This window comes from Halomonas sp. E19 (genome assembly GCF_052439355.1).
Taxonomy (GTDB): Bacteria; Pseudomonadota; Gammaproteobacteria; order Pseudomonadales; family Halomonadaceae; genus Halomonas.
In genome coordinates, this window is sequence record NZ_JBNFWU010000001.1 from 2,244,663 (window position 1) to 2,265,965 (window position 21,303).

At 61.9% G+C, this 21,303-nt stretch carries 21 protein-coding genes and 1 pseudogene; 4 read left to right on the forward strand and 18 right to left on the reverse strand.

Annotation, left to right across the window (positions count from 1 at the left end; translation table 11 throughout):
- Positions 1–65: 65 nt before the first annotated feature.
- The 4 genes from ACUDAL_RS11785 to ACUDAL_RS11800 form a co-directional block, all read right to left on the reverse strand.
- Positions 66–296, reverse strand: coding sequence for an FAD-dependent oxidoreductase (locus ACUDAL_RS11785; RefSeq protein WP_444678260.1), 231 nt, complete (start codon positions 294–296; stop codon positions 66–68).
- Positions 297–1,229: 933 nt separating this feature from the next.
- Complete coding sequence (locus tag ACUDAL_RS11790; RefSeq protein WP_065761995.1) at positions 1,230–1,592, reverse strand: cupin domain-containing protein; 363 nt, start codon at positions 1,590–1,592, stop codon at positions 1,230–1,232.
- Positions 1,593–1,759: 167 nt separating this feature from the next.
- Entirely contained in the window at positions 1,760–2,122 is a 363-nt protein-coding gene (locus tag ACUDAL_RS11795) for a cupin domain-containing protein (RefSeq protein ID WP_065761995.1), read from the reverse strand.
- A gap of 151 nt (positions 2,123–2,273) precedes the next feature.
- On the reverse strand, positions 2,274–2,717 hold the full coding sequence (locus tag ACUDAL_RS11800; protein ID WP_444678261.1) for a hypothetical protein: 444 nt from the start codon (positions 2,715–2,717) through the stop codon (positions 2,274–2,276).
- 558 nt (positions 2,718–3,275) lie between these two features.
- On the opposite strand from ACUDAL_RS11800, the gene ACUDAL_RS11805 reads away from it, so the two are divergent.
- Entirely contained in the window at positions 3,276–4,241 is a 966-nt protein-coding gene (locus ACUDAL_RS11805; RefSeq protein WP_444678262.1) for an integron integrase, read from the forward strand.
- Positions 4,242–4,431: 190 nt separating this feature from the next.
- Here the strand turns inward: ACUDAL_RS11805 and ACUDAL_RS11810 are convergent, their stop codons facing one another.
- The gene (locus ACUDAL_RS11810) at positions 4,432–5,202 is read right to left on the reverse strand and encodes an NERD domain-containing protein (RefSeq protein ID WP_444678263.1); all 771 of its coding nucleotides are present in this window, start codon (positions 5,200–5,202) and stop codon (positions 4,432–4,434) included.
- Between the two features lie 296 nt (positions 5,203–5,498).
- A complete protein-coding gene (locus ACUDAL_RS11815) occupies positions 5,499–6,062 on the reverse strand; it encodes a hypothetical protein (protein WP_444678264.1) in 564 nt (187 codons plus the stop codon).
- 196 nt (positions 6,063–6,258) lie between these two features.
- Between ACUDAL_RS11815 and ACUDAL_RS11820 the strand changes: the two genes are divergently transcribed.
- On the forward strand, positions 6,259–6,999 hold the full coding sequence (locus ACUDAL_RS11820) for a dienelactone hydrolase family protein (protein ID WP_444678265.1): 741 nt from the start codon (positions 6,259–6,261) through the stop codon (positions 6,997–6,999).
- Between the two features lie 197 nt (positions 7,000–7,196).
- Here the strand turns inward: ACUDAL_RS11820 and ACUDAL_RS11825 are convergent, their stop codons facing one another.
- The 3 genes from ACUDAL_RS11825 to ACUDAL_RS11835 form a co-directional block, all read right to left on the reverse strand.
- Positions 7,197–8,405 carry a hypothetical protein gene (locus ACUDAL_RS11825; protein WP_444678266.1) on the reverse strand — a complete coding sequence of 403 codons (1,209 nt, stop codon included), beginning with the start codon at positions 8,403–8,405 and terminating at the stop codon, positions 7,197–7,199.
- Between the two features lie 474 nt (positions 8,406–8,879).
- Positions 8,880–9,590: an LrgB family protein gene (locus ACUDAL_RS11830; protein ID WP_444678267.1), complete on the reverse strand. Its 711-nt coding sequence runs from the start codon at positions 9,588–9,590 to the stop codon at positions 8,880–8,882.
- Positions 9,587–9,961, reverse strand: coding sequence for a CidA/LrgA family protein (locus tag ACUDAL_RS11835; protein WP_444678268.1), 375 nt, complete (start codon positions 9,959–9,961; stop codon positions 9,587–9,589). The genes ACUDAL_RS11830 and ACUDAL_RS11835 overlap by 4 nt, the downstream gene beginning before the upstream one ends.
- Before the next feature lie 312 nt (positions 9,962–10,273).
- On the opposite strand from ACUDAL_RS11835, the gene ACUDAL_RS11840 reads away from it, so the two are divergent.
- Both ACUDAL_RS11840 and ACUDAL_RS11845 read left to right on the forward strand, forming a co-directional pair.
- Positions 10,274–10,759 carry a phosphate-starvation-inducible PsiE family protein gene (locus ACUDAL_RS11840; RefSeq protein WP_444678269.1) on the forward strand — a complete coding sequence of 162 codons (486 nt, stop codon included), beginning with the start codon at positions 10,274–10,276 and terminating at the stop codon, positions 10,757–10,759.
- Between the two features lie 280 nt (positions 10,760–11,039).
- Positions 11,040–12,454, forward strand: a pseudogene (locus tag ACUDAL_RS11845) (PhoH family protein).
- Positions 12,455–12,504: 50 nt separating this feature from the next.
- Here ACUDAL_RS11845 and ACUDAL_RS11850 read toward each other — a convergent pair.
- From ACUDAL_RS11850 to ACUDAL_RS11890, 9 genes are all read right to left on the reverse strand, one after another.
- Positions 12,505–14,307 (reverse strand): proton-conducting transporter transmembrane domain-containing protein, encoded by a 1,803-nt coding sequence (locus ACUDAL_RS11850; RefSeq protein ID WP_444678270.1) that lies wholly within the window; start codon positions 14,305–14,307, stop codon positions 12,505–12,507.
- Complete coding sequence (locus tag ACUDAL_RS11855) at positions 14,304–15,809, reverse strand: proton-conducting transporter transmembrane domain-containing protein (protein ID WP_444678271.1); 1,506 nt, start codon at positions 15,807–15,809, stop codon at positions 14,304–14,306. Before ACUDAL_RS11855 ends, ACUDAL_RS11850 begins: the two co-directional genes overlap by 4 nt.
- Entirely contained in the window at positions 15,806–16,006 is a 201-nt protein-coding gene (locus ACUDAL_RS11860; RefSeq protein WP_444678272.1) for a hypothetical protein, read from the reverse strand. Before ACUDAL_RS11860 ends, ACUDAL_RS11855 begins: the two co-directional genes overlap by 4 nt.
- An 11-nt stretch (positions 16,007–16,017) precedes the next feature.
- On the reverse strand, positions 16,018–17,295 hold the full coding sequence (locus ACUDAL_RS11865) for a complex I subunit 5 family protein (protein WP_444678273.1): 1,278 nt from the start codon (positions 17,293–17,295) through the stop codon (positions 16,018–16,020).
- Positions 17,292–17,966 carry an NADH-quinone oxidoreductase subunit K gene (locus ACUDAL_RS11870; protein ID WP_234261459.1) on the reverse strand — a complete coding sequence of 225 codons (675 nt, stop codon included), beginning with the start codon at positions 17,964–17,966 and terminating at the stop codon, positions 17,292–17,294. Before ACUDAL_RS11870 ends, ACUDAL_RS11865 begins: the two co-directional genes overlap by 4 nt.
- A gap of 10 nt (positions 17,967–17,976) precedes the next feature.
- Positions 17,977–18,204 (reverse strand): hypothetical protein, encoded by a 228-nt coding sequence (locus ACUDAL_RS11875; protein WP_444678274.1) that lies wholly within the window; start codon positions 18,202–18,204, stop codon positions 17,977–17,979.
- 133 nt (positions 18,205–18,337) lie between these two features.
- Positions 18,338–19,540 carry a tryptophan synthase subunit beta gene (gene trpB / locus ACUDAL_RS11880; RefSeq protein WP_444678275.1) on the reverse strand — a complete coding sequence of 401 codons (1,203 nt, stop codon included), beginning with the start codon at positions 19,538–19,540 and terminating at the stop codon, positions 18,338–18,340.
- 89 nt (positions 19,541–19,629) lie between these two features.
- Positions 19,630–20,562, reverse strand: coding sequence for a prenyltransferase (locus ACUDAL_RS11885; protein ID WP_444678276.1), 933 nt, complete (start codon positions 20,560–20,562; stop codon positions 19,630–19,632).
- A 5-nt stretch (positions 20,563–20,567) separates the two neighbouring features.
- On the reverse strand, positions 20,568–21,233 hold the full coding sequence (locus tag ACUDAL_RS11890; protein WP_444678277.1) for an alpha/beta hydrolase: 666 nt from the start codon (positions 21,231–21,233) through the stop codon (positions 20,568–20,570).
- Between the last annotated feature and the right edge of the window lie 70 nt (positions 21,234–21,303).

Below are 21,303 nucleotides of genomic sequence, written 5' to 3' on the forward strand. Positions count from 1 at the left end.
GTCGTCGAGGACCAGGATGTGGCGTCCGCGGAAGGGGTGGGGACGCGTGCGCAGTCCCAGCTCCCTTACCAACGAGAGAACCTCGTGGTGGGCAGGCGCCACCCACAGCCCCCGAAATCGACCGGAGAGCCACCCACCCGGCCTGTGAACGTCCGACCACCGATGCGATCGGCTGCCTCCAGGACGCGCACCGAGCGGCCGGCTCGTTGCAACGTTCGCGCGGCCATCAGCCCACTCAAACCTGCACCGACTACCACGACGTCGACTGCGACATCCGAATCATCTTCGTAGGCCACGTGCTCTCCTCCTCTCAGGTGGGCTCATAGGTCCCGAGCGCTGTCCTGGCGAGGTTGGCAACAGTCCAGAATTGGGGCCAGAGGTGCCGAGTCCAGCATTGCAGAATTGGGGTTTAACGCCAAACGCTTCCTCCGCCTGCTCAACTACCACCTGCACCTTCACGCGGTGCAACGCGTTCGACATGAACCAGTTCGCCCAGACATGGTGTTCGTGCGCCACGAACGCAGAGATGCCTTCCGCCTCAAGCCGCCCGGCGAGGATATGCGCCTCGATCGGACTGATACACCGCTCAGTGGTGATTAGACCGGGCAAAATGCGGGACACCTTTTTCTTATGAGCTCCAACGCCAGCGTGAGCCGCAAACCCCGGAAAGGCGAAGCCTTGGAGGGGTTTGTCGGATCCACGCCCTCGTTAGAGAAAAAGAACCCAAACCCTGCCGCAACCACCAATTCCACTGCCACTGACGACAACCACTGGCCTTGGACCAGACTGCCGCTGCTAAACGAAGCGTGCCATTCTCTTGCTGCCTTTGGCCAAGAAGGACACCGCTGCCGAAGCAACCGCCCGTGCGGAACGGTCTACCTGCTGCAGAATACCGCGATCTTTGAGCGACTTCTGGTCCAGCCGACTACCACCGCTACCGTGCAAACCACCCGCCCAAGAAGAACCACCTGCAGTTGACTTGGGAAGCTGCCGCGCGGCTCGCGCGGAATCTGGCACCAAGTTCTGGCCGAAGTGGCGACCGTTGGATCACTGAGCCAGGCGCGCGGTTAGCAGACGGTGGCACGGACCAATACGGCTCCGTTCTTGGGCTTTCCCTCCAACTCTAACGCCCGGCTCACGCGCCGGTTTGTAGCTGCGAAGCAGCGGAAAACCGGTCGCCGTGCAGCCGATTGTTAGAACGTAGTAACTTGGCACTCATATGTGGCTGTTTATTTTTCAGCCAACGCAAAACCGGCATTGGCCGGCGCAACCACTGAGACAAATATAAAAGGTTCTGGGCCAGAGTTCATTGCACCATGTACTTGCCCAGGTTTTGCGATGGCAATATCTCCAGCTTTAATATGAGTGGCTACGCCGTCACCTTGATAGTACTCGGCTTCTCCTGAGATAACCGTCCAAGTATCTTGGCCGTGAGGATGGACATGGGCAGCTATTTCCTGCCCAGGGTGGGCGTGCCAAACAACAATGACGGAGTCGTTGGTTTCCAGAACAACCGAACGAATCGGTTCGCCGTTAGACGGACGGACATATTCATCCACCGAAAAAATCCGCGATTCCGTTTCTGCTTTCATGTTCACACCTCATTTAAAACTGATTGGACACGTACTAAAAACGCAACTGCGCCTGGACGTTCTAACGCCCGGCTCACGCGCCGGTTTGTAGCTGCGAAGCAGCGGAAAACCGGTCGCCGTGCAGCCGATTGTTAGAACGTAGTAACTTGGCACTCATATGTGGCTGTTTATTTTTCAGCCAACGCAAAACCGGCATTGGCCGGCGCAACCACTGAGACAAATATAAAAGGTTCTGGGCCAGAGTTCATTGCACCATGTACTTGCCCAGGTTTTGCGATGGCAATATCTCCAGCTTTAATATGAGTGGCTACGCCGTCACCTTGATAGTACTCGGCTTCTCCTGAGATAACCGTCCAAGTATCTTGGCCGTGAGGATGGACATGGGCAGCTATTTCCTGCCCAGGGTGGGCGTGCCAAACAACAATGACGGAGTCGTTGGTTTCCAGAACAACCGAACGAATCGGTTCGCCGTTAGACGGACGGACATATTCATCCACCGAAAAAATCCGCGATTCCGTTTCTGCTTTCATGTTCACACCTCATTTAAAACTGATTGGACACGTACTAAAAACGCAACTGCGCCTGGACGTTCTAACGCCCGCAGCACGTGCGGCTTTGCAGTGAAGGCGAAGCCGTAACGTAAAAGCCGTCACTGTGCCTGCGTTTGTTAGGCAAAAGTGCTTACCTCAACCCGAAAACTTCGACGTAAACCTCTCCATCCTCAGTTCTCTGGGCTGTGTATTGAATATTCATACTTTCGTTATTGCGCCCTCGTAAAGATGCTGCACATGAAACTTGGCCGGTTCTGTCATTAACAGAGTTGAGCCTGATATTTGCTAAACTGAAAGCAGAAACGGTTGCCTCGGTCTCAGAAACAACTCTTCGCTGAACGTCATTCGACTCCATAGACCTGTATTCATCATATGACATATTTGCAGCAATTCTTGGAAGACCACCCAGTTCACTAGCAAGATATATTTTAAAAAGTTGCTCTCTCAGCTCTGCTACAGTAATTGACATGACCGTATCTGTAATATTTTTATCACTACAAGATAGCTCTTTAGACCCTGAGCACCCAGCCAGCAAAATAACCATTAGAATCGAGGATAGCTTCATAAATTTCATTGTTTTTCTCCCTGGCGAGCGCAAGCTTCTGATATTGCAATATTAATATTATTGATAAAGGTAGTTTTTTCTTCATTGCTATCCGATGAAACTACCTCAAGCAATTTGAAGAGGATTGGAATAACCAGAAAGTTTGGCTCCGCATACCATAACGAATTTCCACCTTGGGATGGATACCCTACATGATCACCTTTTCCGTTCCAACGAACCCCAAGTCTTCTTGACTTGCCCCTTCAAAGTACCCCCAAATCGCCGAATAATCCCCATCGTCATACAGCTCAATCACTTTTGTCCATTTTGCGGGGCGGACATCTCTTCCTCGTGGCACAACTTTCTCCTCTTTGTATCTGCCTAACAGTGATTGGACTGCGCGTCCTGATATTCAATGAACATCCTGCGCGTTCAACAATATTATCTGACGCGCTTCATTTCTTCCAACTCATTGATTTTTCGATGACCTAAGTATAGCTCGGCTACCTATCCAGAATTCGTGCGCTTGCGCGTTTTGCCGGAACCAATAATACTGTATGTATATACATGCCGCGAAGGGACCGACGTATGGATGCGCACAACAAGCCACCGAAGCTGATGGACCGGGTGAAGGCTACCATGCGGGTAAAACGCTACAGCCCGCGTACCGAGAAAACCTACTGCTACTGGATTCGCTACTTCATTCGCTTCCATGGCGTGCGCCACCCTGCCAGCATGGGCGGTTCCGAGGTGCGTGCATTTCTGGAGCACCTTGCGGTGGAGCGCCAAGTGGCAGCTGCCACGCAGAACCAGGCGCTGAATGCTATCGTCTTTCTCTATCGCAATGTTCTTGAGCAGCCCTTGGGAGAGATCGGTGTATTCTCACGCGCCAAGCGACCTCGCCGGCTGCCAGTAGTGCTATCCCACGAAGAAGTGATGCGCGTACTGGGCCACCTTTCCGGCTCCATGTATCTGATGGGGGCATTGATGTACGGCTCAGGGCTGCGGCTCATCGAAACATGCCGCCTACGTGTTCGGGATATCGATTACGAGCGTCAGGTGATTACAGTGAGAGCTGGTAAGGGCGACAAGGACAGAACCACTTTGCTGCCTGCGACCTGTATTCCTGCCTTGCAGCGTCAAATCTCCACGGCCAAACAGCAACTTGACAATCGGCTACTGCGTGGCCGCGTACCGGTGACGCTACCTCACGCGCTGGATCGCAAGTACCCAAATGCGGGCATCTCCTTGGCTTGGCAGTGGCTTTTTCCTGCCACACGGCCCTGCTGCGACATGGATGGCAAGGTGGTTCTCCACCATATTCACCCATCGGCAGTGCAAAGAGCCGTCAGACACGCCATGCGAGCCGCATCGCTACCACGCCCCGGCTCCTGCCATACTTTGCGGCACAGCTTCGCCACCCAGTTGTTGAGCCAGGGAACCGATATCCGCACCGTTCAGGAATTGCTGGGACACAAGAGCGTGGAAACCACTCAAATCTATACGCATGTACTGGGCAAGGGCTTTGCCGGCGTGCGCAGCCCTCTGGGGTAGGAGGACGCCAGGCTTTCAGGCACGCTACCGCCAGGAAATGCCGCTCATCGGCCTCCCCACTTGGCGTTATCAGGCCGCCGCATGTCTCTATCGGACGATGCTGAACTCCGATTCAAAGCACTGTTGTAGATTAGCCTTGCCAAATAAACCATCGGCACGCGCAGCGACATCTTGAGCCTGATATCCCGCCCTACGCCACATCCTGCACCTCCCGGCACTTGGGATAGGCCGAGCAGCCCCAGAATCGGTTGCCGGCGTTTGCTCCCCGTTTTGTCGTGCGCAGCACCATGGCACTGCCGCACTTGGGGCAGGTTCTGTCGGAGCGAGATTCGAAGCGGGCCTGGAGCTGTTTCACGTGCTGGCGGTGCGTTTGTCGCGTGGGCGCCAGGCGGCCGGTGGTGATCTTCTCCAGCACTTGCTCTACCTGGGCTTGTGTCAGCACGGGCTCGCGGAACGATTTGATGTAGCGCACGTAGCCGCCGCCGATGGTGACGTTGTCGGGCATGCGGGTCTTGAATACGGCGCTGCCGGAGAAGACCACCAGCGAATGGATGGTATCTGCCGGCACGTCGAGCAGGGCTTCCAGCGCCTTCACGTGCTTGTAGTTCTGGCGCAGCGGGTTCTGGAACTTGAAGCTCTTGCGGTAGAGCTTCTGGGTCCATTGGGCCTGGCGTTCGCTGCCAAAGACCCAGCCCGCCATGTGCTTGGTCTCGATGACGAAGATGCCGTAGCGGGACACCAGCACGTGGTCGATTTGCGTGGTGCCGTCGGGCGTGGGCAGCGTGACGTTGTGAACGCCGCGGTACTCCTCCGCCGGCAGCCGCACCTTGGCGATCAGCTTGACGAAGGCCTCGCCGAACATGCCCTTGACCGAGCGCGACTTGAGAATGCCGAGTATCACCAGGAGGGGCAGCACCCACCACAGCGGCCTGGCGACTTCAAGGAAGAGGGAGTAATCCAAGATCTCGTCTCGCGGAAAGGTTAGTGCATGAAGCCTTGGCTTCTGCCTGATTAGGCAAACCTAACCCCATCCTTCGTGTAAAGCCACGTAACAAGCTTGGATTTTGATCTTGGTCGTAGTCGTGTGGCGAGTGGCTTACTTGTAGTAAGAAATATCATACAAAAGTCGTTGCGATTTTCCTCTTTCAAAATAAGGAACCGAGCTCTCCTACTCCCATGGCTACTGGACAATACAAGGTCACGCCTCCTCCCAGCCACCGCACAACGGTGTAGCGTTCAATACTGCACCGGCAAGCGTCAGCGGCTAGTGTCGCTGCGCAGCGCATAGCTCAAGGAGCTCATCAGGCTCTCCCTTCGCTTGTACCAGCTGCTGGTGTCGTCCATTTCCCTGAATGATGAAAGCTCGCTGGCCAGCCTGTCCTGGGCGAGTTCGCTACGGTCGAGCCGGCTCAGTATCTTCGAATAGAGCGCGTTTTCGCGTTCCACCAGCGGCAGCGAGTCTCCCGGCCAAGGCAGCTGATTCTGCATCGCAGTTTGGTACCGCGACTTGACCTCATAAATCAGCCTCGTCCACTCGCCGATCAGCTCAGCGGTGTCGTGGTTTGCGCTTGCCCGGGCGGGCATAGGTGCTTGCAGATGCTGCGATTTCATGGCGTCTAACTGCTGGCGAAGCGCGTTATTCTCTTGCTTGAGAGAGTCATTCTGTTGCTTCAGCGCCTCTTCCTGCGCCTTGAACAGCTCGATTCGATGCCTGAACAAGAAGTGAAGCATCACCCATAATATTGGCGCTACCACCACGACCGTGGCCACGATCGTCGCCCAATGCTCAGCAATAAAGGCTGTGAGCTCCCCGACGTTCATATCGATGGACTCCCTATGCGCTCTTCGTGTACACGGACATCCAACCACGATCCCGATATCTTGTGAGCATAGGCCAGGGGGCGCGCCCGGCCAAAAGCGGCTTCGCCACCTTGTAAGCTGGCTGACGCGATAGAAGCAGGCTGGATGCGTTGCCGCTATGCTGAGCAGCACTCGCCATCGACAACCGGAGCCCGCCATGTCTCGTGCTATCGAAATCGCCAGTACCGACGGCGCCATCGATGCCCATATCTTCACGCCCGCCAACGCCGACGGCCCGCTTCCTGCGGTGGTGCTCTTCACCGATATCGGTGGCCTGCGCCCCTGCTACCACGAGAAGGCCCAGCACGTGGCCGACAATGGCTACGCCGTGCTGATGCCCAACATCTATTACCGCAGCGCACGCGGCCGCGTGGTGCCGGAAGGCAGGTCGTTCCGCGACCCGGACGTGCGCCAGGTGCTGTTCGGCTATGCCGGCCTGCTCACCCCCGTGGCACAGTCACGCGACTTCACCGCTCTGCTCGACTGCATCGACAAGGAGGCGGAGTTTGCCGAAGGGAAGATCGGTGTGGTCGGCTACTGCATGACCGGGGCCTTCGCGCTGCGCATGGCGGCCGAACACCCCGAGCGCATCGCCGCCGCGGCGGGTTTCCATTCTGCCAACCTGGCGGTAGCCGGCGACGCGAACAGCGTCGTGCAGGTAGTGGACCGCATCGCTGGGCGGGTCTACCTCGGCCACGCCGACAAGGACGATCTGCTGCTCCCCGAGCAGATCGCCCGCATGGACGAAGCGCTGGCCGCCGCCGGCGTGCACTTCACCACCGAGCTCTACCAGGGTGCCGCCCACGGTTTCACCGCCAAGGATGCACCCTCCTACGATGCTACCGCCGATGCCCTGCATCACAGGCGGATCGCGCTGCTGCTGGAGGAGGCGCTGTAGTTGGAGAACTTGGTGAGCCAGCTGCGGCCCCGGTGTGGGCCGCAGAGGAGACAGACGAGATTAGTTATGCTTGCCAAATTTTGGCTTCTTTTAGGATTATTGGAGGTTTAGCAATGTCTGATTAAGCCTGACGTAGAGGGACGTTTCACATCGCAAGCGAAAACCAGCTACGCTGAAGTAAAAAATCAACTAAAACCCTATAAATTAGCAGAATGTATTTTGGTCAGTGAAACCCATTCAGGAAGAGTGAACTTTCTACTTGCATTAGCGATATTTTTAGGAATTCTTTCCAGCGCATCATCCGGAATTTTATCCTCGGAAAACCTCACAACGAGATTAACCCTGACTCCAAATGGGATATTATTAATCTCTTTTTTAAAATGCTGCCTAATTTGTTGATAAAATTTCGACCTCCCTTTCTCAGATTCAAGCTGCCTGTTCTTAGGCTCGAAGACATATTCAACCCCACTCTTTGGGTATTCATAATAACGCTTGAAACAGCCAAGCTCTGGCGACATTCCCACAACTCGCCTAAACTTTCTCTTGAAAGTGGAAAATGCAGGCTCTACGTGAATAGGCAGGCACCATTTTACCGTATCAGCAACAAATACTTCGCGTGCATATGGCTCCTTAACGCCAGATAAAATTGCCTTAGCTTTCGCTCTAGGCAATTTAGAGCTATGCAGGTTTTTTGGATCAAGGACATTGGAAAGAACCAACAAAGCAAGCTCTACTAAATGCAACCTATCCCAACGAGCATTACCGAATTCATCATTGGCAGAACTTATAAAATCCTCCAAATAAATCAGCCATCTAACAAGCCCCTTATCATTCTCTACTTTTTCACAAAATTCTGCGAATCCTAAACATTCTTTTTCCCCCTGACTATTCTCAACAACAATCAACTCCCCTAACGCCTTGCATATTAACTTGGGAAGTTCCCCAGTGCCCAGGTTGTTTTTTCGATAATTACCACAGCGAAAATAAATGTTGTTATTCAGGGCTTTCTCAACAAGTATAAACGCCCTAAACATCTCACGCGATCTTTTCGTATCGGAAATCCGCAACTGGAGGATCTTATTATTCATGATCTCAACCCATCCAAAATACGAACAAAATATATACAAAGTGCTTAAATAGTAGTAATCGGAAGTTTGGAACCAATTTTTACCTTGTGGTGACAAAAGATTTCCAATACGAGCCGCGAGAGCCTCAGATGCAGAGACTAACGGAACCTTGTATTGTTGAAGTGAATTCTCTACGTGGCGCTGATGCGCAATTTTTCCCCCCAGCACAACTTCAAATACAAGCTTCAGGGAAGCACCTATTACCCCGCCAATAATAGAGGCTAACAAAAGGTAGATGAGAGAATTTTCGGGCTGCCCATCAGTAAAAATTTCAAACATATTTAATCACCCAATATGGAATATTGAGATTTTCATTAAACCCCTAATGCATTTGCCATTTTTTCCTTACTCCCAATTATTTAAATAAAAGAGTGCTATTCGGTAGCATAGACTGTAACTACCATGCCGAGGATCCAGAGCAGGCAAACGCTGCTGTTTAGCTTAGTCTAACGCTCCTCCTACGGCCAAAAGAAAACCATTCGACTAAAATTTCCACCGCAGCACGTAGGCGCACCTTTCGTAAATAACCTTATTTCTTTACACAATGAACCAAGCCCGATCCCCAGCCCATGGATAGTCTCACCTATCCATGGTGAGCGACCCATAAACTCAGAGTGGCAGAGCCTGGCATGAGAACGAAGGAATTATTGATTTAGCATGTTTCTTGCGCGTGACGTCTCAAGGTCTTCGCTTCCAAGGCGCTAGGGGTTCTTTGATCAGCGCATACTTGAAGCGCTCCAGTGGTACCCCTGCTCAACCGAGGAATAGCCGCCACACCAGCGGCAGGAACAGCGCGGTGAAGACGCCCGTCAGGCTCATGCCGAGCGAGGCGAAGGCACCGGCGGTGGGGCCGAGTTCGAAGGCACGCACAATGCCGATGGCGTGGCCGTTCACGCCCAAAGCGAAGCCGAGGATGCGCGGGTCGGTGATCTTGAGCGGGCGGGCCAGCAGCGAGACGAAGATGGTCGACATTACTCCGGTGATCAGCAGGCCGCCGAGCATCAGCGAGAGCGAGCCGCCGATCTGCTCCAGAATGCCCATGGCGATGGGCGCGGTGACCGACTTGGGCGCCAGCGAGGCGAGCACCGCGGGCGGCGCGCCGAGCAGCCAGGCGATCAGCACGGCATAGAGCGCGGCCAGGGCGGCGGCCAGCGGCAGGCAGCACAGGATGGGTTTCCACAGCGCAAAGATGTGCTGGCGCTGCTGGTAGAGCGGCACGGCCAGCGCCACGGTGGCGGGGCCCAGCAGCAGGGTCAGCCAGGCCACGTTACGCTGGTAGTCGGCGAATTCATAGCCCAGCAGCCACAGGCCGGCGGCGGTGAACAGCGCACCGATCAATACCGCAGGGCACCAGCTCGGCCGACCGAGCCGTTCGAACAGGGCCACACCGCCCAGATAGGCGGCCAGGGTCAGCGCCACGGCCAGGATAGGGGTATCGAGCAGCGAAGCGTGCAGCGCGCTCATGCCTGGCCCTGCCTGTCGGTCGGCGGGATTTCGCCGGGAATGAAGCGGCGCATCAGCCACAGGGTGGTCAGCACGCTGAGGAAGGTGCCCAACACCAGTGCCACCATCACGGCGGTCCAGTGGCCGGCAAATTCATCGATGACAAAGAACACCCCTACCACTCCCGGCATCACCAGCATGGCCAGCAGCGGTATCAGCGCCTGGCTGGCCGTGGCCACGGGCTCGTTCAGCCGCCGCCGCGCCAGCAGCCAGGCCAGCAGCAGCAGCAGCCCGGCCATGGCGTGGGAAACGGGAAGCGCCAGCAGCTCGACGAGCAGGTGGCCGAGCAGCTGAAAGCCGAGCAGCCAGAGAAACCCTTGCAGTAGTTTCATGTGCCTCCAGGCATCGTTACCGGCCTGTAACGCAGCAGCGACAAGGCCGGGCTAAGGTCCGCGCCAAAAAAGATTACTATGCTAACAATTTTGACGAGAGATGCCGAGTTCTACCGCTCACTTTAGCGGCCCCTCGCTTAAGGCAACCAACCGGGCATGGGATAGCCTTTGCCTAGCGTATTGCAAACCTACGCCAAGGCTCGGGCGGCGGGGCTGCAGCCTACATTTGCGCCTACTCATCAAACTTTTCAGGGCTTAACGCGATCCAACGGCGAGGCAACAAGGCCTGACGCAGCCTTAAGGGTGGGCACAATGGAAGAGTCTCGCAAAGAAGACCCCAAGCGCTTGTTGAACCATCGCCTCTATCATGACGAACTGCCTCAGGAGCATGAAGACCCGTTGATCCGCCAGCTGCACCGGATCATCCGCCTTGCCGTGAAGGTGCTCTCGATCCTGATGGTGGTGGTGATCATCTGGGGCGTGATCGACGTGGTCTACATGCTCTACACCCGGCTGATGACGCCGCCGTTCATGCTGTTCGAAGTGAGCGATATCTTCGCCATCTTCAGCGCCTTCATGGTGGTGCTGATCGCCATCGAGATTTTCATCAACATCCGCCTCTACCTCGGCACCAACATGCTGCCGATCCAGTTGGTTATCGCGACCGCGCTGATGGCGATTGCGCGCAAGGTGATCATCATGGATACCGACTACGTCACCGCCATGGAGATCATGGCGATTGCCGCCGTGGTACTGGCCCTGGGCATCACCCACTGGCTGGTGACCCGAAGGCCTTGAGCGAGACGCCTTGACCACCAATGGCAACAACGGCTGGTCACGTCGATCAGGGGCGAGGAGCAGCGCGCCTCGCCCCGCCCCGTTCAACGCTTCGCTGTCGGCGTTGAAGCGAAACGATGGCGCAGGGCGCCGCTAGGCACCATGCTAGAACTAACCGCAGCCAACCCGGGGAGGAAAAAGCAGTCTGCAGGGGCATTGGCCTCCAGTGCTACGAACTGTCACGCAACGGAATGATTCGTAGGCCAGTGTCATGGGTGCCGTCTACTAGGAGTGTTGCCCGATGGTACGACTCGACAAGAAAGCCAAGCGGCTCTACGTGCTGGACACCAACGTCCTGCTTCACGACCCCGCTGCCCTCTACCAGTTCGAGGAGCACGAGGTGGTCATCCCGATGACCGTCCTCGAGGAACTCGACAAACTCAAGAATGGCCTGCGCGAAATCGCCCGCACCGCCCGCCAGGTCAGCCGTACCCTTTCCGACTTCACCAGCCAGGTCACCTTCGACGAGATACAGCGAGGCATACCGATTCCGCGTGCCGGCGGTCAGACCCTGGGCCACCTGCGCTTTCTCTGCTACCCCGAACTGAAATCCCTGGAGCAACTCGAGGAGAGCCCCGACAACCGCATCCTGGCCGAAACCTTCCGCCTGCGCGACGAACGCCCCGACGCGTCGGTGGTGCTTGTCACCAAAGACATCAACCTGCGGGTCAAGGCGGCCGCCCTGCGCATGCCGGTGGAGGACTACCTGACCGACCGCGCCTTCAGCGACAGCGATGTCATGCTCGAGGGCGTACGCATCTTCCCCGGCGCCGAGACCGGCGGCAGCGGACCCTGGAGTCAGCTCGACGCAGAGGTATCGGTGGAACGGGTCGACCGCCACACCTTCTACCGGCTGGAAGGGCGCATGCCCGGCGACTGGCACCTCGGCATGCTGGTGTCCGACAGCGAGAACGGCGCCAGCTTCGAGGCCATCGTGCGCGAACTGAGCCCCGGCCATGCGCGGCTGCAGCTGCTGACCAACTACCGCCACAAGGAGGGCGTATGGGGGGTCCACGCCCATGACAGCCGGCAGAACTTCGCCCTGAACCTGCTGATGGACGACGAGATCGACCTGGTCACCATTGCCGGCAGCGCCGGTACCGGCAAGACCTTCATGACCCTGGCTGCGGCCTTCCAGCAGACCCTGGACGTCAAGCGCTTCGAGCGCATCGTCTTCACCCGTGCGCCTATCTCCATGAGCGAGGACATCGGCTTCCTGCCCGGCACCGAAGAGGAGAAGATGTCGCCCTGGATGGGCGCCTTCCACGACAACATGGACAACCTGCTGCGCGACGAGGGCGACGGCAGCACCAGCTGGAGCCAGGACGCCACGCGCAGCCTGATCGGCTCACGCGTGCAGATCCGCGCCCCGGCTTCATGCGCGGGCGCACCCTGAACGACACCTTCCTGATCATCGACGAGGCCCAGAACTTCACCCCCAAGCAGCTCAAGACCCTGCTCACCCGCGCCGGGCGCAACACCAAGATCGTCTGCCTGGGCAACGTCGGCCAGATCGACACGCCCTACCTCACCGCCAACACCTGCGGCATGGCGGCGGTGGTGCAGCGCTTCAGCAACTGGCCCCATGCCGGGCACGTCACGCTGCGCAGCGTCGAACGCTCGCGCCTGGCGCTGGCCGGCGAGGAGCTGATGTAGCGGGGCCCGCCCCGCTTTCGCCACCCTGGCTGGGCGCCCAGGTCATCGGGTCAGCCCAGCCATAGCCCCAGCAGCAGCGCTACCGCCACCGCGACCAGCAGCGGCACCGCCAAGCGGCGGAAGCTGCGCTCATAGGCCACCAGGCCGGTGGCGAAGTGCACCGCACGCTGCTCCCACCCCGATAGATACTCGCGCACCCGGGCACCGCGCCGCTCGCCGGCATCGTTGAAGCGGCGCAGCCGAGCGGCCAGCCCGCGGGCCAGACGGGCATACAGCCACCACAGGTCGCCCGGCAGCAGGCGCGACAGGGCACGCCACTCGTGCCGGGAGCGTGCCAGCACCGCCATTGCCAGCCCCGCCAGCACCAGGCCCAGCAGCGGCGGCCACAGTAGGCTTGGCCATTCGGCGAGTGGCGGCCAGTGCAGCACGCCGCCGGCCAGCGGCACCCACAGCGGCACGCTCAGCGCGGCGGCCACGCTGCCCAGCCAGGCCAGCGACATGGGGGCGTACCAGGGCACCGAGTCGTCGCTGCGCTCGTCCCACTGCCGCCACAGGGTGCGCGCCATTAGCAGCGTGGTGCCAATCGCCGCCACGCTCAGCCAGGTCACCAGCGTGCCGTAGCCGCCGTCGTAGAGCACTTCCTTGAAGGTGCCTTTGGTGACCAGGCCCGAGGTGAAGGCGCCGGTCAGCGACAGCGCCGGCAGCGCCAGCAGCAGCCAGACGAGCCAGACCGGCAGCCGCGGAGGGTGCTGGCTGATCCCCACCCCGAGGAACAGCGCGCCCTTGGTCATGGCGTGGTGGGTGGCGAACAGCGCCACCGCGACCAGCAGCGCCGGCCACAGGCTGGGTGCCATCATGCCCACCCCCACCAGCGTGGCCATCATGCCCAGCTGGCTGACGCTGGAATAGGCCAGCACGGCCTTGGGGTGGCGCTGAGTTACTCCATAGAGCGCCGCCGCCAGCGCGCCAAGCAGCCCCAGCACCATCACTACCCGGCCCAGCAGTTCGAGCCCAGCCTCGGGGTTGCCCAGCGGCAGGGTGCTGAGCCAGCCCACCAGGCCGGCCTTGACCATCACCCCGGAGAGCACCGCGCTGGCCGGGGTGGGCGCCACCGGGTGGGCCAGCGGCAGCCAGACATGCAGCCCCAGCACGCCGGCCTTCACGCCGAACCCGAGCCACAGGATGGTGGCCATCCAGTGGCCGTACTCGGCCGCGGCGATGGCCACCCGCAGCTCGCCGAGGGTAAGCACCTGGGCCGAGCCGGCCGACCACAGCAGGCCGCCAAGGATCATGCCCTCGCCGAGCGCCGCCATGACCAGGTAGGCGCGCCCGCCCAGGTGGGCATCGCGGTGGCCGGCATGCACCACCAGGCCGTAGGCGGCGAAGGTCATCAGGGCGAAGCCCAGGTAGAAGCTCGGGATGTCCTCGGCCAGCAGCAGCAGCAGGTTGCCGGCCAGGGTGAGCTGCCACAGCAGCGCGAAACCCAGCAGGCGGCGGAAAGCATCGGCATCGCCCTGCTCGGCCGCCTGCTGCTCCGGCTGCAGGTAGCCGCGTGCATAGAGCCCCGCCAGCGCCCACAGCAGCGCACTGAACAGCAGCCACGGGCGCCGTGTGCCGTCGAGCTGCCAATCGCCACCCAGCAGCCAGCCATTCAGCACCAGCCAGGCATCGCCGGGCCACAGCGCCAGCAGCAGCGCCGGCACGGGCGCCGACACCCACCAGGCATCCAGCAGCTGCGGGCGCTTGCCGGGCCGCGCCAGAGCCCCGTGCTCCAGCGCCAGGCGCAGCGGGTTGCGCAGTGCCAGCAGCAGCGGCCACAGCAGCGCCAGCAGCAACAGCAGCGTTCCCGTCATGGCAGGTACTCCTCGGCGGCAACGAAGGAGGCCAGGTCGAGCGGGCTGAACGGCAGCCCGGCGAACAGTCCTGCCATCAGGCTGAACACGGCGGTGGCCACGGTGGGCCACAGCAGCCAGCCGCTGGTCTCGAAGCGCCCCCGGCGCCGCTCGTCCGGCCATTCGCCCTGCCCGTGCGCCGGCCCGTGGCGGAACCACAGGCGGTACAGGATGGGCAGGAAGTAGGCCGAATTGAGCAGGCTGCTGGCCACCAGCACGCCGATCACCCACGGCATGTTCGCTTCCACCGCGCCCATGCCGAGGTACCACTTGCTGACGAAGCCGGCCACCGGCGGCAGGCCGATCATGCCCAGTGCCCCCACCGTGAACGCCAGGCTGGTCAGCGGCATGCGCCGCCCCGCGCCGTCGAGCTCATCGATGCGATGGATACCGAGCTCCTCGGCATAGTTGCCGGCGCAGTAGAACAGCGTGACCTTCATCAGGCCTTGGTGCATCAGGTGCATCAGCCCGGCAATGGTGCCGAAGGGACCGAACAGGCTGATGCCAAGCACGATGTAGGAGACCTGGCTAATGGTGGAGAAGGCCAGCCGCGGCTTGAGCTCCTGCTGGGCCAGCGCACGCAGCGAGCCATATAGGATGGTCACGGTGGCGATCACACTGAGCAGGGTGAGCAGGCCCAGCTCATAGGTCAGCGAAATGCCGTAGACGTCGTACACCAGCCGCACGATGCCGAAGGCACCCGCCTTCACCACCGCTACCGCGTGCAGCAGCGCACTGACCGGCGCCGGCGCCACCATGGCGCGCGGCAGCCAGCCGTGCAGCGGCACCAGCGCGGCCTTCACCCCCAGCCCCACCAGCATGAGCACGAACACCACGGTGAGCATCAGGTGGGCGTCCGGCCCCAGCTCGGCCAGCCGCTCGCGTTCACCGAAGGCAACGTCACCCACCAGGGCATGCAGGGCCACCACGCCGAGCAGCAGCAGCAGCCCGCCGGTCAGGGTATAGCGCAAATAGACTGTGCCCGCCGCCAGCGCCTTGGGGTGGCCGCGGTGCACCACCAGCGGATAGGTCGACAGCGTGAGCAGCTCGTAGAACAGCAGGAAGGTAAACAGGTTGCCGGCCAGGGCAATGCCGATGGTGCTGGCCACGCACAGGCTGAAGAAGCCAAAGAAGCGCTTGCGATTGGGCGAGTCTTCCAGGTAGCCGATGGCGAAGATGGTGGTGGCCAGCCACAGCAGCGACGACAGGCCGGCAAACATGAGGCCCAGCGCATCGACCTGGAACAGGAAGGTGACCCCCTGCACCACGGTGAAGCTGAAGCGGTACTCCGCGCCTTGGTAGACCCCCAGCACCATCAGTGCCACCAGCCCCAGCTTGAGCAGCGCCGCCGTCAGGTTGAGCACGGTGCGCAGGCGCCAGGCCCGCTCGGGCAGCGCGAAGATCAACGGCACCATCAACAGCGATGTGGCCAACGTGGCCAGCGGCAGCCAGGCCTGGCTCATGGCGCACCTCCTGCAACCCGCAGCAGCGACAGCGGCCATTCCGCCACCAGCCCCAGCAGCAGCGAGGCCAGCGCCAGCATCAGGGCCAGGATCTCCATGCTCCAGGGTACGCGGCGGAACTCGCCAAGTTCGCCGCCTTCGACGAACGAATAGCGCAGGATGCGAAACACGTAGGCCGCGCCCAGCAGAGTGCCCATCGCCAGGGCGGTCAGCCACAGCCAGTATCCCCCTCCAGCGCCGCCTGCAGCAGCAGCCACTTGGCGGTGAAGCCGCCGCTGGGCGGCAGCCCGATCAGGCTGATCGAAGCGATGCCGAAGCTGAGCAGCGACAGCGGCATGCCTCGACTGACGCCGGCCAGCCCCCGCACGCTGGACTGCCGCGTGGAGAAGACCAGATTACCGGTGGCGAAGAACATGCCCGCCTTGGCCAGACTATGCGCCGCCAGCTGCAGCCAGGTGCCCTCCCAGGCGGCGGCCGATACCGACGGCGAGGTGCCGACCATCAGCGCCAGCCCCAGCATGAGATAGCCGAGCTGCGACACCGTGGACCAGGCCACCACATCCTTCAGCTTGGCCGCCCGCCACGCCAGCAGCCCGCCCCAGACGACGGCGGCGCTGCCCATGGCACCGAGCAGCCAGCCGGCCACGCTGGCGCCCGGCACCAGCACCAGGATCAGCTGCAGGGCGATGAAGAAGGAGCCCTTCACCACCAACGCGGCATGCAGCGCACTGACCGGCGTCCAGGCCGCGCCGTGCACCGGCGCCAGCCAGGCATGCAAGGGAAAGATCGCCGCCTTGAGCAGCAGCCCGGCGCTGAGCAGCGCCACCGCGACCCACAGCAGCGGGCCGGGCTCGGCCGCCAATGCCAGCCCGGCCAGGTCCAGGCGCTGCCAGGCGCCCAGCAGCAGCGCCACCCCGAGCAGGAACGCCAGCGAGCCGACCAGCGCCAGCAGCAGGTAGCGCATCCCGGCGGCCAGGGCTTCCACCCGCCCGGGCAGCAGCATCAGTCCGACCGCCGCCAGCCCCATCAGCTCCAGGCCGATATAGAGCGTAAGCAGGTCTCCCGCCAGCCAGATCAGCGACAGGCTGCTGGCCAGCGCGCCCTGCAGCGGCCACAGCCATGCCTGGCCGACGCGGGCGCCGATCTCCACGCTCAGGTAGGCCGGCGCGTAGGCGGCACTGGTCAGCGTCAGCAGCTGGGTCAGCAGCAGCAGCAGCAGGGTCAGGGCGTTGGCCCGCCAGTGCAGCTCCAGCGGGCCCAGCGCAATTAGCCAGGCCTGGGCGCCCTCGTCGAGCACCTGGCGCGAAAGCAGCGCCAGCGCCACCAGCGGCAGCAGGCAGACCAGGATCACCGGCCAGCTGCGCACCGGGCGGGTCAGCGCGCCCAGCACGCCCATCAGCAGCGGCAGGCCGAGCACCAGCAGCACCCAGTGCAGCTCCGTGGAAGTGGCGTGGGGAAGCACATGCAGGCCCAGGCGTTCGATCATTCGGCGCCCCGCCCTGGCGGATGGAAGGCCGCGGCGCTGAACGCCTCGAGTCCGTTGATTCGGCGAATCAGCAATGACCCAAGGGCAGTACCCAGCAGCGCAATCACCAGCCCGGTGATGACCAGGCCATGGCCCGCCGCCGGGGTGGTGTCACGCACCAGGGACATCAGCATCAGGAAAATGCCGGTGCCGATCACATTGAAGGCCAGCAGCCGGCGCAGCAGGTGGCGGTGCAGCGCGAAGGCCCACAGGCCCAGGCCGACCAGCCCCAGCCCGCCGAGGCGCAGCGGCTCGGTGCCGCTCTCGTTGGGGTGCGCCGCCAGCGCCATGCCCAGCATGGCCATCACCAGCAGGGCAGGCATCAGCCGCAGCAGGCCGCGCCGCCAGGTCAGCGGCACCGGGTCGCGCCAGCGCGTGAGACGCCCCCTTGGCGTGATCTCGCCGCGCCGCATCCCCAGTGAATGGAACAGGAACAGGCTGGTCAGCGCGGCGCCCAGCAGCAGCTCCAGCAGCGCCAGCCAGATGAAACCGGAGAGCCACCAGGTCAGCGCCACGCTCAGCGCAAAGAACACAAACCAGGCGCATGCCCTGACCATATGCCGGTCCAGCAGCGTCAAGGCTGCCAATACCGTCATGGCCAGGGCCGATAGCACCTCCAGAAATAGCGGCATGCACCGTGCCTCAGTGATGGCGGCGGTTCACGACCTCTTCGATCAACGCCTCGGACTCATCCTTGGGCACTTTTTCGAGCATGTCGACGGCTTCGTGGTAGTCGCACAGATAGCGCTTGCAGGACGCGCAGTGGACCTGATCGGTGGGGTTGCGTACCTGGTTGACGCGGTAGAGGTGGCTGCCGCATGAGGGACAGGCCACCGGCAGGCGAAGATCCTCGGAAGTATCGGGCATCATCACAGTCTCCTTGTGTTGAATGTCCAGCATCGAGTGAACGGATTGGGCGTTCTCGTCCAATACCTTGGGATTTATCCTGCCCGACTCAACCGTGGAAGGCCAATTTCGGGCAGGTACGTCCCCTACTAGCCTGTCAGAGTCCGAGCTTTTGCGCCACGTAGTCGGCATCCTTGTCGCCGCGGCCGGACAGGTTGATCAGGATATGGTGGTCCTTCGGCAGACGGGGCGCCACGCGCATGGCCCAGGCCACCGCATGGGCGCTCTCCAGCGCCGGGATGATGCCCTCCACCCGCGACAGGGTCAGGAAGGCGTCGAGGCATTCGGCGTCGGTGGCAGTCTCGTAATCGACCCGGCCCTGCTCCTTGAGGTAGCTGTGCTGCGGGCCCACGCCCGGGTAGTCGAGCCCCGAAGCGATGGAGTGCACCGGCAGCGGATTGCCCTGCTCGTCCTCCAGCACGTAGCACGCCATGCCGTGGATCTCGCCGGGCTTGCCCAGGGTCAGGGTGGCCGAGTGGCGCTGGGTATCGAGGCCCTCGCCGGCGGGCTCCACACCCACCAGCCGAACCGCGTCGTCATCGAGGAAGGCGGTGAACATACCGATAGCGTTGGAGCCACCGCCGACGCAGGCGGTGACGTAGTCGGGCAGCCGCCCGTGGCGCGCCAGGAACTGCTCGCGCGCTTCGCGGCCGATGATCGACTGGAAGTCGCGCACCATCTTCGGGAAGGGGTGCGGCCCCACCACCGAGCCGATGGCATAGATGTAGTTCTGCGGGTCCTTCAGGTACTCCTCGAAGGCGCTGTCCACGGCATCCTTGAGCGTGGCGGTACCACGCGTGACCGCCACCAGCTTGCAGCCGAGGATCTTCATCTTGGTGACGTTGGGGTGCTCCTTCTCGATGTCCACCTGGCCCATGTGGATCTCGCAGGGAATGCCTACCAGGGCGCAGGCGGTGGCCAGCGCCACGCCGTGCTGGCCGGCACCGGTCTCGGCGATCACCTTGGTCTTGCCCATGAACTTGGCCAGCAGCGCCTCGCCCAGGCAGTGGTTGATCTTGTGCGCGCCGGTGTGGTTGAGGTCCTCGCGCTTGAGGTACAGCTGGGCACCGCCGAGCTTTTCGGAAAGGCGCCGGGCGTGGAAGATCGGGCTGGGGCGACCGACGTAGTCGGCAAACAGCTCGGCCAGCTCCTGCTGGAAGTCGTCGCGTACGCGAATCTCTTCGTAGGCAGCGTGGATCTCGTCCATCACTGCCTTGAGCTCGGGCGGGATAAATTGCCCGCCAAAGCGGCCGAAGAAACCTTGAGCGTCGGGAAGGTTGGCGTACGGGGAAGTGCTCATTGAAGCGTCCTGAGGGTAACGGAAACGGATGCTGCCATCTTGCCCAGCAGGCCTGGCCGTGTCGATACAGCCAAGGGCGCAAACGCCGCTCAGGCCGCCGCAATGAGCCCCAGGTTGAGCAAGGTCAAGCTTCCCAGCAGCACGGCCACATTGCTCCCCATCAGCGGCAGCAGCAGCGCCAGCTCGCCCTGTTCCACCTCGGGCGGCAGCCGCCACAGGCCGCGCACCAGCCAGGCCAGCAGCGGCAGCGCCAGCCACATCAGCCAGGCCGTGCTGGGCAACGCGCCGAGCTGCCAGGCCAGGGGCACCACAGCGAAGGCCGCAACCATCAGCAGCGCCACCAGCCGGGCCGCTCGCCGCGGCCCCAGGCGAATCGCCAGGTGGTCGCGCCCCACCCGGCGATCGGCCTCGATATCGGGCAGTTGGTTGAGCAGCAGCAGCGCGCTCACCATGGACGTGGGCACCAGCGCCGCCGACACCGCCGTTGCGCTCAGCGTACCGGTCAGCGCTTGGTAGCCGCCCGCCACCATCAGCAGGCCAAAGCCGACCCCCGGCGCCATCAGACAGAGCCAGGGCCGGCGAGTCAGCCAGCCGGTATAGGCCACCACCAGCCCCACGCCGGCGAGACCGTAAAGCAGCATGGCGGGGCCCGTACGCCACAGGAACCAGGCACCGATGCCGACGACGCCGGCCAGGCAGACCTGCGCGGCGGCCAACACCGCCCGGGCGGCAGCGGGGCTTGCCTGCAGCGCCCCGCTGCCGCCGGAAAACGCCGTGCGCTGGGTCAGCGCATCGAGCCCTGAGCGGTAGTCATGGTGCTCGTTGAACAGGTTGACGGCGGCGTGGGCCAGCAGCGCGCCGAGCAGCACCAGCAGCGCATCGAGCCCGCTCGTGCCAAGGCCGTCGGCCCAGGCGGCGGTCAGCGCAAGTCCGGCGCACAGCGGCGCCAGCAGCAGGAAGTTCGGCCGGCTGCTGTGCAGGCAGGTACGCAGCCGGCTGGGGGCCGCGACGGTCTCGCGCATGCCGCTCAACCCAGTCGGGCGCTCAGCCACTTGGCGATGTCGCTTACCTGCTGCGGGCAGACCGCATGCGCCATCGGGTAGCTGTGGTACTCCACGGCGTAGCCCAGCTCCTGCAGGCGCTGACTGGCGGCCCTGCCGAGCATGTCGGGCACCACCGGGTCGAAGCTGCCATGGTGGATGGCAATCGGCAGCTCGCGGTTGGCTTCGTTCAGCTCGATGGTGTCGGCGGTGGCGAAGTAGGTGGAGAGCGCCAACAGCCCGCCTAGCGGCGCCGGGAACGAGAGTGCCGCCTGGTAGGCCACCGCCCCGCCCTGGGAGAAGCCGGCGAGGATGATGCGCCGACTGTCGATGCCGAGGTCGATCTGCTCCTGCATCAGCTCCTGAATGCGCTCGGCGGAGGCCACCAGCTGTGTCGTGTCGACACGCCGGTCCAGGCTCATCTCGAGAATGTCGTACCACGCCGGCATGACCATGCCGCCGTTGATGGTCACCGGCAGCCGCGGCGCATGGGGCAGGATGAAACGCACGCTGGCCTCGGCGGGCAGCGGAAGCGCCGGCACCAGGGGCTCGAAGTCGTGGCCGTCGGCCCCCAGGCCATGCAGGATAAAGACACAGGCGTCGGCGGGACGGCCGCTCCTGGGTTCGATGATCAGTTCGCCGGGGTGGCTCATGGCGGGCTTCCTTCGTCGCAGTCGGTCGAAAGCCGACACCCTACCGCAAAGCCATGACCACGGCGAGCAT